The following is a 13,404-nucleotide window of genomic DNA, read 5'->3' on the forward strand; positions in this document are numbered from 1 at the left end:
CCTTCGGCATTTCCCTAGATCGCATGAACCGCCGGCCATGGTGCCGGCGGGCATCGAACCCATACGGTATTCAATGCTTTACGCACAGATTCTTCTCAACGGCCTTGTGCTGGGCGGGCTCTATGCCTGCATCGCGGTAGGCTTCTCGCTGGTCTGGGGCGTGCTCAACGTCATCAATATCCTGCACGGATCCTTCGTTGTGCTCGGCTCCTACATTGCCTATTTCGCCTATGTGCACCTGGGCATCCATCCCTTCATGTCCGTGGTCCTTTCTGGCGGCGCGCTCTTTGTGCTCGGCTATGTGGTGCAGGCAGGTCTCATCAACCGTGTCGTGGGCGCACCCGTTCTGACGACGCTTGTTCTGACCTTCGGTCTCGACCTGCTTTTGAACAACAGCATGATCATCGCCTTCTCAGCGGACTATCGCACGGTGCAACTCGCGCATCCGCTGGGCAGCACTGTGGTCGGCGGCCTCGTTCTGCCGCTCGACAGGCTGGTGGCGATGCTCCTTGCCTGCGTACTCACGGTTATTCTCTATTTCGTTCTCGTCCGCTCCAGCATCGGCCGCGCGATCGTTGCGGTGCGTATGGATCGGGAGGCGGCGGCCCTCATGGGCGTCAACGTCAAGCGCATCTATGCCATTACATTCGGCCTCGGAGCCTTGATGGCGGGCGCTGCCGGCAGCCTCCTCAGTCTGATCTTTCCGATCTCACCGCTCAATGGTTCCGAATTTCTGGGCATTGCCTTCATCGTGTGTATTCTGGGCGGTCTCGGCAGCATTTCCGGCGCCATCGTTGGCGGTCTTGCCCTCGGCGCCATCCAGAGCTTCGGCGCACTTCTGATCGGGCCTCAGCACGGGCTGACCATCGCCTTTGTGCTTCTCATCATCCTTCTCATCTTCAAGCCGACCGGCATTATGGGCCGCAGGGGGTACGAATGACGGTGCGTCCCATCTACGTCCTCGCTGCGCTTCTCTTGGTGTCGCTCCTGCCGCTTGTCGGCGACAACTATGTCCTGCGTCTTGGCACTATGTTCGCCATGTACGCCGTTCTCGCCCAATCCTGGAACATCATCGGCGGTTACGCCGGCTATCCCTCCTTCGCGACAGCGGCCTTCTTCGGGCTGGGCGCCTATGCGGGAGCCATTCTCCAGGGGAACGGTCTGCCCATGCCGCTCGCCTGGCTTGCCGCCGGCATCGTGGCAGGCCTTTTCGCAGCCCTCATGGGGGCGGCCATCCTGCATCTCAAGGGCCATTACTTCGCGATTGCGAGCCTGGTCCTTGCTGAAGTCCTCCTTGAGGTCACTACCTCCTGGACCAGCCTGACAGGCGGTGGCATGGGGCTCAACCTGCCAGTCATCCGCATGTCGGTGGATGCGCAGGCGCAGCTCTTTTTCTGGGCCATGCTCGGGCTTGCCGTGCTCGCGTTCCTGATGAGCTGGTACGTTTCGGCAAGCCGCATCGGCTTTGCTCTTCGCTGCATTCGGCAGAACGAGGATGCGTCCTCGATGGTTGGCGTCAATACGACCTTCTACAAGGTTGTCGCCTTCGTCCTGTCGGCGCTTTTCGTCGGCTCCGCTGGCGCTCTCTATGCGTCCTGGGTGTTCTATATCGAGCCGCCGGACGTCTATTCCGTCCTGACCTCCGTCAAGCCGATCGTCATGGTCATGCTGGGCGGTGCGGGCACAGTCGCCGGACCGGTGATCGGCGCGGCAGCCTTCCTTGTGATGGAAGAAGTCGTGTGGCGCAATTTCCTGTCGATCCATTCCGCCGTGCTCGGCCTGCTGATCGTCGCACTCATCTTCTTCCTGCCCAACGGTGTCCTTGGCTTCATTAGGAAGCGCAAGCGGGCCGGCGCAGACCATGGCAAGGAGACGGCCGCATGAGCATTCTCACACTCAAGGGCGTTTCCCAGCAGTTTGGCGGATTGCGGGCGGTGGATGATGTCGATCTGTCTGTCGAGCCTGGCGAGATCGTGGGCCTGATTGGTCCCAACGGTGCCGGCAAGACGACGCTGGTGAATCTGGTGACCGGCGTCTACAAGCCGACCTCCGGAAGCATCGAGTTCGACGGGCGGCGCATCGACGGGCTCAAGCCCTATCAGATCAGCCGGCTGGGCGTTGCACGCACCTATCAGGTGGTGCAGCCCTTCCCTGAAATGACTGTGCTTGAAAACGTCATGGCGCCCGCCACGTTCGCTGCCGGTGCAAAGAGTGTGGCCGAAGCGCGCGACGAGGCGATGAGCGCAATCGAGTTTCTGGGACTTGCGCCCCAGAAGGATGTGCTCGCCGCCGAGCTCACACTGGCTGGTCGCAAGCGGCTGGAGCTCGCCAAGAGCCTAGCCATGAAACCGAAGGTGCTGCTGCTCGACGAGGTCAATGCCGGGCTCAACCCGGCAGAGATCGATGTCGCGCTGGAGATGATCCGCGCCATCGCGGCGCGGGGCGTCACCATCATTCTCATCGAACACCTCATGAAGGTCGTCATGAACCTGTGCTCGCGGATCGTGGTGCTGCACCATGGCGCCAAGATCGCCGAGGGCCTGCCCCTAGAGATCACACGCGATGAGCGTGTCATCAAGGCCTATCTCGGCAACCGCTATGCCGAGGCAAACCCGGGAGGAAAGGCCAATGGCTGAACCGTTTTTTCAGGTTAAGGGCCTTGAGAGCGGCTATGGCGAGATCCGCGTCCTGTGGGGTGTTGATATCGAGGTCAATCGCGGCGAGATCGTCTGTCTGATAGGCTCCAATGGTGCCGGCAAGACCACGCTTCTACGCACGCTTTCCGGCCTGGTGAAGCCTACTGCCGGCAGCGTCCGCATGGAGGGCGAGGCGCTGGCGGGTCTCGAATGCAAGGACATTCTTTCGGCGGGCGTCGCTCATGTGCCCGAGGGACGGCGTCTGTTTCGCACCATGTCGGTGCGCGACAACCTGCTCATGGGCGCGTATCTGCGTCGTCGCGACAAAAGCGTGGATGAAGACCTGGAACGGGTCATGACCATGTTCCCGCGCCTGGCTGAGAGGGCCAACCAGGATGCGGCCACGCTTTCCGGCGGCGAGCAGCAGATGTGCGCCATAGGTCGCTCGATCATGAGCCGTCCGAAACTCCTGATGATCGACGAACTGTCGCTCGGCCTGGCACCGCGCGCCGTCGAATTGCTGGGCGAATCCCTCGTCGAGATCAACAAAGCCGGGGTCTCGATTCTGCTGGTCGAGCAGGATGTCATGACAGCGCTCGACCTTGCCCATCGCGGTTATGTGCTCGACCGCGGCCGCATCGTGATGGCTGCACCTTCCGAAGAACTGCGTGAGGCGCCTGCTGTGCGCGAAGCCTATATCGGCGCCTCCTGATGCTGACACATCTTGAAAGATGAAGACGATGAACCTTTCCGTGAATTCTCCGATCCGTGAAGACGATATCCTCTCCCCCTATGATGGAAGCGTCGTCGGCCGCATGCCGGTGGCCGGCGAGGCCGAAGTAGATGCCGCCGTGGAAAAGGCACTCAAGGGCTTTGAAGTCATGCGGCGTCTGCCGCGCTTCATCCGTGCTGATATCCTGGACCGTGCCGCCGATATCATCGATGGCCGCCGGGAGGAATTTGTCCGGCTCATCGCTGCCGAGGCGGGCAAGCCCCTCTACGATGCGCGCGGCGAAGTCTCGCGCTCCCTGTTCAACCTGCGCAATGCGGCCCGTGAGGCCCGGGCATTTTCCGGTAAGGAGGTGCCGCTCGACGTCGATAGCGCCGTCTTCGAATACCAGACGAGCAATGCTGACGGCGGGGCGTTGAAGCTCGATCGCGCCGACCTCGACACGCTTGCAAATCTCGGCCGCCGGGTTGGCATTGCACGGCATTTCCCCATCGGCCCGATCCTGGCGATCACGCCGTTCAATTTTCCGCTCAACCTGGTCTTGCACAAGGTCGCGCCGGCGCTTGCCGTGGGCAATTCCGTGATCCTCAAGCCCGCACCGCAGACTCCGCTGACAAGCAAGCTTCTGGCAGAGGTGCTACTGGAGGCCGGTCTGCCGGAGGATGCGTTGTTGGTCGTGCACTGCGATGTGCCCCTGGCCGAAAAGCTGGTTCGCGACGACCGCATCCCCATGGTCACCTTCACCGGCAGCGCTGGTGTAGGCTGGCACATCAAATCCATCGCCGGCAAGAAGAAGGTGTCGCTTGAACTGGGCGGCAATGGCGCCGTGGTCGTGTCAGATGACGCTGATATCTCTTTCGCGGCGGCACGCTGCGTGCGTGGCGGTGTTGTCTATGGCGGCCAGTATTGCATTGGTGTGCAGCGCATCCTCGTACATGAAAAGGTTTATGACCGGTTCGAGGAAGAACTTGTCTCACGCGTCCGGGCATGCGCAGTCGGCAATCCCTTGGAAGAGGGCATCGATGTGGGGCCGGTGATCGACGAACGTTCGGCGATCCGCATCGAAAGCTGGATCGACGAAGCCGTCGCGCAGGGCGCGCGCGTCCTGACCGGGGGCAAGCGCGACCGCGCCTTGATCGAGCCGACGGTGCTCACCGACACCACGATGGATATGAAGGTCGAGGCCGAAGAGATTTTCGGCCCGGTCGTGACGCTCAACAAGGTGGCAAGCGCCGAGGAGGGCGTGCAGCGCGCGGCCAGTTCGCGTTACGGGCTTCAGGGCGGCTATTTCACCAACGACATGCGCGCCGCTTTCCGCGCGCTGGAGACCTGGGATGTCGGCGGCCTGATGATCAACGACGTGCCGATCTATCGCATCGACAACATGCCCTTCGGGGGCTGGAAGGATTCCGGCCTTGGGCGCGAGGGAACGCGCTATGCCATGGAAAGCATGAGCGACATCAAGTTCCTCGTGTTCAACTATGGCTGACATCCGCAGGGTTGCGGTGGCGGGGCTCGGCTCAGTCGGGCTCCGTGTGGCCCGCGCGCTTGACGAGGGAATGGATGGATTGCGCCTTGTCGCGGTTGCCGCAAGCAGCCCCGAAAGTGCCGCCCGTCGCATTCGCGATTTCCGCCCCGCACCTGACATCGTCTCTCTCGGCAGGGTGGCGGACGAAGCGGATATCGTCGTGGAGTGCCTGCCGCCTGCCGTTTTCACGGAGCTTGCCAAAGGCGTGTTTGGCCGAGAGGGCCGGACACTGGTCGTTGCCAGCGTGGGATGTCTTCTGACGGTTCCGGGCATTCTGGAAAAGGCACGGGCTTCGGCGACCCGGCTCATAGCGCCCTCCGGCGCGGTCGCGGGTATGGATGGGTTGCGCGCGGCGCGTGAGATCGGGCTTGAATCGGTGCGCCTGACGACCCGCAAGCCGCCGGCTTCCTTTGGTGAGACCGTCATGGTGGAGGGGGTGGCGATGCCCACGGCATCGATCGACCGCGCAGTGCAGCTCTTTTCAGGAAATGCCCGCCAATCCGTTGCGGCGTTTCCGAAGAATGTGAATGTGGCGGCGACAATCGCGCTCGCCGGTGCGGGACCCGAGGCGACGGCGGTCGAACTCTGGGCCGATCCATCCGTTGCGGTGAACACGCACGAGCTGTGCGTGCGCTCACGGGCAGGCGAGATGAAGGTTGTCTGCGCCAACCTTCCGGACGAAGCCAATCCCCGAAGCAGCGCCATCACCGCATTCAGCATCATTGCCGCGCTGCGCCGCCTCGATGCGGCGCTGACGGTCGGCTCGTGATTTCTCCAACAATTTCAACAGAGGACGTGAGAATGCAGACCAAGACAATGCAAGCCGGTGGCTATGAATACATTCCCGGCGTCATGCAATATTCGGCGGGCGTTTCCGCACTTCCCGGATATCGCCTCGTGCGCGTTCGCTTCGACGAGGTGGTGCCGCTGAAGCAGGGTTTCGAGCGTATTGCTGCCCATCTGAAAGCGGTTGGGCGTCCGCTGACGGCATTCTGCGCTTGCGAACTGCGCTCTCCCGGCCAGTTCACCGAGGAAGGTTTCGAGGAGTTCAACCGCGTCTACACTGGCACGCTTCGCGATTGGGGCATCATGACCGGAAGCGACAATCCAGTTGGCCGTTCCAATGTTTGCCCCGAGATCGGAGCCCCTGCCGAGCCGGGTTTCCACGCTTTCATCTACACGGTTGAAGACGAGAAAGCGCCGAAAACCTTCGCAATCGCCGGTTCCGGCGAAGCCCCGGAAGGCAAGGGTAACTACCGCGATCACATCGTGCGCCTTGGCGATACCTCGCCGGACGCGCTTCGCGAGAAAGCCGCCTACGTGCTTGGCGAGATGGAGCGCCGCATGGCTCATTTCGGCGGTTCATGGAATGACACGACCGGGGTGCAGATTTATTCGGTTCACGATATTCAGCCTTTGATTGCGACAGAGATCGGTCCGCGCGGTGCCCACCGCAACGGCATGACCTGGCATTTCAACCGCCCGCCGGTGGTCGACCTTGAGTATGAAATGGATTGCCGTCGAATCTTCGACGAGACGGTCCTGCCCGGAGGAAATGCATGAAACTTCTCAGATACGGCGAACCCGGAGCTGAAAAGCCCGGGTTGCTGGATGCGGGGGAGCGTATCCGCGACCTGTCTGGTGTGATCGGTGACATCGATGGCAAGGCAATTGCCCCTGCTTCCCTGCGGAAGCTGGCTGCACTCGACCCGTCTTCCCTCCCGCTTGTGGACGGGGAGCCTCGCCTCGGCCCCTGCGTGGCCGGAGTGGGCAAGTTCGTTTGTATCGGTCTCAACTATGCTGACCACGCGGCGGAATCCAAGCTCGACCTGCCCAAGGAGCCTGTGGTCTTTCTCAAGGCCAACAGCGCGATCTGCGGGCCGAACGACACGGTTCTCATTCCCCGTGATTCTGAAAAGACCGACTGGGAAGTGGAGCTTGGCGTAATCATCGGCAGGGGCGGAAAATATATCGCCGAGGAAGATGCTCTGTCGCATGTGGCCGGCTATTGTGTGATCAACGACGTTTCCGAACGCGCTTTCCAGATCGAACGCGGTGGCACATGGGACAAGGGCAAGGGTGCCGACACGTTCGGCCCTGTCGGTCCCTGGCTGGTCACGGCCGACGAAGTTGCTGACCCGCAGGCGTTGAAGCTATGGCTGGATGTGGACGGCAAGCGGTATCAGAACGGGACCACCGCCAACATGGTTTTCGGGGTGGCGCATCTCATCAGCTATGTCAGCCGCTTCATGAGCCTTGCTCCTGGCGACATCATCTCGACGGGTACGCCGGCCGGCGTCGGCATGGGGCAGAAGCCGCCCGTCTACCTGCGCGCGGGCCAGGTGATGGAACTCGGCATTGAAGGGTTGGGCACGCAGCGTCAGAAACTAGCCGACGACCGTTGACGCGTTTTTGCGGTAGGGTGAAATCACCTGAGATCAACCGCTTTGCACGACTAGCGCCTGGGCCGCATTCAAACTCCGTGGACCAGGCCTATTGCGCGCAAAATCCCTCCGCAATCGATGCCCCGTTGTCCGCGTTAAACTCCCTCTGTCCGTTGGACAGGGTTTCGCTCAGTTCGCAAATTTCAGAGACACTTGCGGAAGTGACCCGCCTAAACGTTGCCTATGGGCTATTCGGTGGAAGGTTCATTTAAGTTAACTCTTTGACTCACTAGAGCCTTTTGCAGTCAGATGGAAACATTTGACGCCCGCATAAATGCGGAAGAACAAGGAGATAGAGCGAGGCAACGTTTCCATGAAACGATGGGCCACTCTAGAAAAATATGCTCGAACAGGGCAGTGCGGCATTGCGCTTGGGCCAACAGTATCATGGCGTGGGTTTCGTATCGGGGCCATGAGCCAGCCAGCCTACCCGCAGGGAGAACGACAATTCTCGCGGTGGACCAATTGCGCGGTGCCAGCCCACAGGTTACAGGAACGCCTCCTGCGAACCAGTCGCAGTAGCCTATATTGATGAGCGGGGTACCAAGATGGCAGCCAACACCATGCCGAGTGCCGGCGGGCGCATGCCGGCTGCCTACGGAGCAGATGATCTGTTCCACTTGTTACCATCGATGGTGCAGGCGCAAGGCGCTGCATCCATAGGATTGCTTATCAATGCAAAAAATCGAGCACGAGACCTATTCGGTCGCTCAGACTATTCTAACTGAACTCTCGTCGATCCATGTCGCTATCGCATCCGTCCTTGACGGTACGATCGATGGCGAGGTCTGGGTAGACAATCCAGCCAGCCCTCAGGTAGCGCTCGTTGCCAACGGGGACGCCTACTATCTGGCGGGCAACCCGGATACCGAGGCCGAAACTCTTGCTAGCCTGCAGGAAATAATCCCCGATTGGGCCTATTTCTTTGCCGAAATCCGGTGGGCTCCACACCTTTCCAAGGCGTGGCGCAATGCGTTTGCAATCCCGCACCCCCGTGTTCGCATGGGGTATATTGCGGGCACGGCCTTGCCGGTAGTGAGCCAGCCAGGTCCAGGATTTGAAATCCTGCCGATTGATCGTGCGCTGTTCGACCGCAATCCGGGCAACCTTGAAGTGCTGGAGGACTGCGTTGAAGGGTGGGCTTCTCCGGAGGTGTTCTTCAACCTCGCTGTCGGGTACTGCGCTCTGCACAATGGGCAGATCGTCAGCCATAGCGTGACGGACAGCGTCAGCGGTGAACGGTGCGAAGTCGGTGTCGGCACGGAACCCGATTTCCGGCGCCTGGGGCTTGGGCGCTTGGTCGCTTCGACGACCATCGCCGAATGTGTCCGGCGCGACCTTCCCGGTGTCGAATGGCACAGCCATGCGTCCAACAGGGGCTCTATCGCCATCGGTAGATCTATCGGCCTTTCAGAACTGGATCGACATGTCGCCTATAGTTGCCGGTTGCCTGCCGAGAACATCGGTGATCTCGACCCCGATCATTGCCGCGAGCTGGCCTCGCATTTCGAGCGAGCCAGTGAGCAGATCAACTGGAGCCGCTTCCATGCAGCCGGGGCGCGGGCACTTGCCGGAGACCGTGAAGGCGCCCTGGGAAATGTACGACTCCTGATCGAAGGCGATTGGGAGGGCGAAGCAGAATGGCTCGAAGAGTTCTGGGCACTGCAAACCCTTGCAGATGATCCGGAGTTCAAGGCGCTGCTCGCGCGCAAGCGTGAACTGGAACTCTAACCATCCAGAACTCTCTGGCCGCATCGTCCGGTGCGGCCAGATTGGCGCCGTCTTCATCATTCGCGCAATTGGGATTTCGTCAGCACGAACGTGGCGGCATGCTTGGTTCGTAAGGACCGGAAGCGTTTTCGCGGTTTTGAGCGATGCTTCGGGACAGCGCATTGTCTTGCCGCGCCCTGCCTTACAGGACCAATGCCCAGTGTCGTCGCCAAGCTGGCCATTCCCGCCTCGAACTAAACGGGGAACACTGTCTCCGTCAGCCCAGCGGTCGCACAAGCCTCTGAAATGTCGCGCAAAATTGCGAAAGAAAATGGTGTCTGTAAAAGCCTGGAAATTTTTGGCTGGGGAACCTGGATTCGAACCAGGACTAACGGAGTCAGAGTCCGTGGGTCTACCGTTAACCTATTCCCCAGCAGGCGGCGCTGGCCGCTTTCGCCACGCTATTTAGCGATATGAGTTTTATAGTCAAGGGCAGATGCGGATTCAATTCTGACAAAGACAAAATTTCCGGCCAACACCGCTCTTGGTGAAACCAGCTATGGCTGATACTCTGCCGCCAACTAAACGATATGAGCTGCCTGCTGCGCCCAATGGGCTTGCGCGGCGGCGAAGGAATAGCGGTGGAAAACCACGACCACGGCGAGGTATCGCCGGTAAAGGAGGTCGTCCGGGATGCCGTGTCGGATGGGGGCTCTTCCCCCGGCTTCGACGATCGGTCGGCCGGACAGCCTGCCCATATGGGCAAGACGGCTGCCTCGCCCAGGCGAAAGAAGTCGCGCCGGAACGGGCCCACGCGCCCCGGTGCGGCAAAGGGCCCGGTGCAGGACGCATCCTCTGGAGAATCGCCTGACGAAGGCGCTTCGCAGGCGCGTGCGCAGGGCGAAGCGGCCCATGCGGATGGTTCTTCGCGCCCGGATGGGGAGCCCCCGAAGCGAAAGCGCAGAAAGCGGCGCAGGCGCCGCGCCTTCGTGCGCGGTGCAGCCGGAGAGGCCGCTGCTCAGCAGGAGGCCCCGCCTCAGCCGGAGACCGGGAAGCCCAGCTGGCCTCAGCCGGCAAGGCGGCGCGAATCGGCGCAGGAAGGTCAGCGCACGTCCTATGCCGCGCTCGATCTTGGCACCAACAATTGCCGGCTTCTGGTGGCCGTGCCGACGCGGCCCGGGCACTTTCGCGTGGTGGACGCCTTTTCGCGGATCGTGCGCCTCGGAGAAGGGCTCAGCCTTGAAGGCCGTCTTAGCGAAGCGGCGATGGACAGGGCTGTCACGGCGCTTGGCATCTGCGCGGAAAAGCTCGGGCACCGGAAGCCCCGGCGCATGCGGCTGATCGCAACGGAAGCCTGCCGCTCGGCCGATAACGGCGAAGCCTTCATCGAACGCGTGAAACACGAGACCGGGCTGACGCTGGAGATCATCGACCGGCAGACCGAGGCCCGGCTGGCGGTTGCCGGCTGTAGCACGCTGGTGGAACGCGGCACGGAGGGCGTGGTGCTGTTCGACATTGGCGGCGGATCGTCCGAGATCGCCCTCGTGGACATTTCGCGGCACCGCACGCCACGGCTCGCCGATCATATCGTCGCATGGACATCACTGCCCGTGGGCGTGGTGTCGCTTGCCGAGCGCTTTGGCGGCCACCATGTGACGCGCGAAACCTTCTCCGCCATGGTCGACGCCGTGGGCGAGATGCTCGACCGGTTCGATGATGGCGGGCGGCTTTCAAAGATCGCTGCAGGGGGGCGGTTTCATCTCATTGGGACGTCTGGAACGGTCACGACGCTTGCCGGCGTTCACCTGGGACTGGCGCGTTATGATCGCCGACAGGTCGACGGGCTGTGGATGGAGCGGGACAATGTCGATCGCATGATCGACACGCTGCTCTCGTGGGATTTCGAACAGCGCAAGGCCAATCCCTGCATTGGCGCGGATCGCGCCGACCTTGTGCTCGGCGGCTGTGCCATCCTGGAGGCGATCCGCCGGCGCTGGCCCTCGGAACGGTTAAGGGTGGCCGACCGCGGTCTGCGCGAAGGCATGCTGAACGAAATGATGGCCGCCGATGGTGCCTGGCGGCGCCGGCGGCGGATGGGACGAGGGACATGAGGTTGGGCGGATGAGCAAGAAACCGGCCAAGGCGGGCGGCGGTGCACGCGCGCTCAAAACACGGGTCAAGAAGAAGCGCGGCCTGAAAAATTCGTCGCGCCGCTGGCTCGAGCGGCATCTGAACGACCCGTACGTGCATCGCGCGCAGGCCGAGGGCATGCGATCGCGAGCGGCGTACAAGCTGACGGAAATCGACGACCGCCACAAATTGCTTTTTCCGGGGGCACGGGTGATCGACCTCGGTGCGGCCCCGGGAGGCTGGTGTCAGGTCGCGGCCGAGCGTGTTGGATCCACGCCTGAAAACCCGCTCGTGGTGGGCATCGACTATCTGGGCATGGATGCCGTGCCGGGCGCGATCGTTCTGGAGATGGATTTTCTGGACGATGATGCGCCGGAGCGCCTTCTGGAGACGCTTGGTGAAGCGCCGGATCTGGTCATCTCCGATATGGCTGCGCCGACCACCGGGCATCGCCAGACCGACCATCTGCGCACCATGCATCTGTGCGAGACGGCGGCGGATTTTGCGCTTTCCGTGCTGAAACCTGGCGGGCACTTCCTGGCGAAGACCTTTCAGGGCGGCGCCGAAACCGGATTGCTCGATCAACTGAAGCGCAATTTCAAATCCGTCCACCACGTGAAGCCCCAGGCTTCTCGCGCCGAATCGGTCGAGCTTTATCTTCTGGCCAAGGGGTTCAAGGGCCGCACCGAAGCCGATCCCGAAAACGACGGGTGAGGGCAGGAGCGGACCAGCTACTCGCCCGCCGGAGCCGGCTCCGTGCCCCTGCTTCGGCGTCTGCTGTGGCCGGACACCCGGCTGCCGGCTTCTGGCGGCAGGGTGAGAAACGGTACGGCCGCCAGCGCCGAAAGCGCTGCGACGATCAGGAATGCGTTGACGAATGCGTCGATACCCAGCTCCGTTCCGGTAATGAAGGCGGACGCCTCCAGGATTCCTCCCCCGACAGCGACACCAAGCGCGATGCTTACCTGCTGGGCTGCCGCTGAGATGGTGGAGGCCTGGCTTGCCTCCCGGTCGCCAAGCTCGGCGAAGACCAGAGCGTTGGCCGATGTGAAGAACAGGGAGCGTAGAAGGCCGGATCCGATCAGCACGGTGATGATCACCCAGTGCGGTGTCGCGGGGGTGAAAAGCGCGTTAACGGCGATGCTCGCGCCGCCAAGCAACGATGCGGCGACCAGAACAACCCGGAACCCGCCGCGGCGCAGCGCCGTGGTGGCTATGAATTTCATGGCAATGGCACCGAATGCCGATGCGAACGTCAGAAGACCCGACTGAAACGGGGTGAGACCGAACACCACCTGAAACATGAGCGGCAGCAGAAATGGCACGGCGCCGACGCCGATGCGGAACAGCGAGCCGCCGATGATCGCCGCGCGAAAGGTACGGTTGGCGAAAAGGCCGAGATTGAGAATGGGACGTGGGGTGCGCAGGGCGTGGCGAATGTAAAGCGCCGTGGCCAGGACGCCGATCACCACGGTGACAACGCCAATGACGGGCGGCAGCGCCGGCAGGCTGATGACCGAGAGGCCAAACACCAGTCCCGACGCGCCGATACTGCACAGCAGGAAGCCGGAAAGGTCCAGTCGCCCGGTTTCTTCCCTTGCGAAATCGGGCAGGACATAACCGGAGATGACAATCCCCAGAAGCCCGATCGGCACATTGATCAGAAAGATCCAGTGCCAGGAAAAATAGGTGGTGACGAAGCCGCCGAGCGGCGGGCCGGCTATCGGACCGATCAGAGCGGGGACGGTCAGCCAGGCCATGGCTTTCACAAGCTGCTCGCGTGGCACCGCGCGCACGAGAACCAGGCGGCCGACCGGTGTCATCATCGCGCCGCCCATGCCCTGCAGAAACCGCGAAAGCACGAACGCCCCCAGCGAATTGGAAAAGGCGCAGGCGATGGAACCGATCACGAAGACCGCGATGGCTATGCGGAAAACCCGCTTGGCGCCGAAGCGGTCAGCCATGAAGCCGCTGATCGGAATGAAAATCGCCAGAGAAACGAGATAGCTCGTCAGGGCGAGTTTCAGCGTTACCGGGCTGGTGCCGATATCGGCAGCGATGGCCGGCAGCGACGTGGCGATGACGGTTGAGTCCATCTGCTCCATGAAGAGCGCGACGGCGAGTATGAGCGGCAGTGTGCGGTTCAAGGCATTCTGTTCCTGTGCCGGTCTGCCGGGTGAAGATGTGGGGGAATGGGCAGTCCGGATCAGCGTCCGGGCTATAGCA

General features: G+C 61.9%; 12 protein-coding genes and 1 tRNA gene. 11 read left to right on the forward strand and 2 right to left on the reverse strand.

What is annotated here, in order from left to right:
- Positions 1 to 73 precede the first annotated feature (73 nt).
- From BLW55_RS16750 to BLW55_RS16795, 9 genes are all read left to right on the forward strand, one after another.
- Positions 74 to 940: a branched-chain amino acid ABC transporter permease gene (locus BLW55_RS16750; protein ID WP_040665663.1), complete on the forward strand. Its 867-nt coding sequence runs from the start codon at positions 74 to 76 to the stop codon at positions 938 to 940.
- On the forward strand, positions 937 to 1,884 hold the full coding sequence (locus BLW55_RS16755) for a branched-chain amino acid ABC transporter permease (protein ID WP_007010859.1): 948 nt from the start codon (positions 937 to 939) through the stop codon (positions 1,882 to 1,884). Before BLW55_RS16750 ends, BLW55_RS16755 begins: the two co-directional genes overlap by 4 nt.
- On the forward strand, positions 1,881 to 2,636 hold the full coding sequence (locus tag BLW55_RS16760) for an ABC transporter ATP-binding protein (protein ID WP_090329550.1): 756 nt from the start codon (positions 1,881 to 1,883) through the stop codon (positions 2,634 to 2,636). The genes BLW55_RS16755 and BLW55_RS16760 overlap by 4 nt, the downstream gene beginning before the upstream one ends.
- Positions 2,629 to 3,348, forward strand: coding sequence for an ABC transporter ATP-binding protein (locus BLW55_RS16765; protein ID WP_007010861.1), 720 nt, complete (start codon positions 2,629 to 2,631; stop codon positions 3,346 to 3,348). Before BLW55_RS16760 ends, BLW55_RS16765 begins: the two co-directional genes overlap by 8 nt.
- A gap of 28 nt (positions 3,349 to 3,376) precedes the next feature.
- Positions 3,377 to 4,855, forward strand: a complete 1,479-nt coding sequence (locus tag BLW55_RS16770) for an aldehyde dehydrogenase family protein (protein ID WP_090330036.1) — start codon at positions 3,377 to 3,379, stop codon at positions 4,853 to 4,855.
- A complete protein-coding gene (locus BLW55_RS16775; protein ID WP_090329551.1) occupies positions 4,848 to 5,663 on the forward strand; it encodes an aspartate dehydrogenase domain-containing protein in 816 nt (271 codons plus the stop codon). The genes BLW55_RS16770 and BLW55_RS16775 overlap by 8 nt, the downstream gene beginning before the upstream one ends.
- A 32-nt stretch (positions 5,664 to 5,695) precedes the next feature.
- On the forward strand, positions 5,696 to 6,457 hold the full coding sequence (cnbZ, locus tag BLW55_RS16780) for a 2-amino-5-chloromuconate deaminase CnbZ (protein ID WP_025031186.1): 762 nt from the start codon (positions 5,696 to 5,698) through the stop codon (positions 6,455 to 6,457).
- Complete coding sequence (locus BLW55_RS16785; RefSeq protein ID WP_090329552.1) at positions 6,454 to 7,299, forward strand: fumarylacetoacetate hydrolase family protein; 846 nt, start codon at positions 6,454 to 6,456, stop codon at positions 7,297 to 7,299. The genes cnbZ and BLW55_RS16785 overlap by 4 nt, the downstream gene beginning before the upstream one ends.
- Positions 7,300 to 8,013: 714 nt before the next feature.
- Positions 8,014 to 9,069 carry a GNAT family N-acetyltransferase gene (locus BLW55_RS16795; protein ID WP_090329553.1) on the forward strand — a complete coding sequence of 352 codons (1,056 nt, stop codon included), beginning with the start codon at positions 8,014 to 8,016 and terminating at the stop codon, positions 9,067 to 9,069.
- 338 nt (positions 9,070 to 9,407) lie between these two features.
- On the opposite strand, the gene BLW55_RS16800 is transcribed toward BLW55_RS16795, so the two are convergent.
- Positions 9,408 to 9,481, reverse strand: a tRNA-Gln gene (locus BLW55_RS16800).
- Between the two features lie 157 nt (positions 9,482 to 9,638).
- On the opposite strand from BLW55_RS16800, the gene BLW55_RS16805 reads away from it, so the two are divergent.
- Together BLW55_RS16805 and BLW55_RS16810 are read left to right on the forward strand one after the other, a co-directional pair.
- A complete protein-coding gene (locus BLW55_RS16805) occupies positions 9,639 to 11,159 on the forward strand; it encodes a Ppx/GppA phosphatase family protein (protein ID WP_090329554.1) in 1,521 nt (506 codons plus the stop codon).
- A gap of 10 nt (positions 11,160 to 11,169) precedes the next feature.
- Complete coding sequence (locus BLW55_RS16810; RefSeq protein ID WP_090330037.1) at positions 11,170 to 11,892, forward strand: RlmE family RNA methyltransferase; 723 nt, start codon at positions 11,170 to 11,172, stop codon at positions 11,890 to 11,892.
- A gap of 17 nt (positions 11,893 to 11,909) precedes the next feature.
- On the opposite strand, the gene BLW55_RS16815 is transcribed toward BLW55_RS16810, so the two are convergent.
- Positions 11,910 to 13,325, reverse strand: coding sequence for a DHA2 family efflux MFS transporter permease subunit (locus BLW55_RS16815; protein ID WP_090329555.1), 1,416 nt, complete (start codon positions 13,323 to 13,325; stop codon positions 11,910 to 11,912).
- Positions 13,326 to 13,404: the final 79 nt, after the last annotated feature.

The organism is Nitratireductor aquibiodomus, from assembly GCF_900105565.1.
Lineage (GTDB): Bacteria > Pseudomonadota > Alphaproteobacteria > Rhizobiales > Rhizobiaceae > Nitratireductor > Nitratireductor aquibiodomus.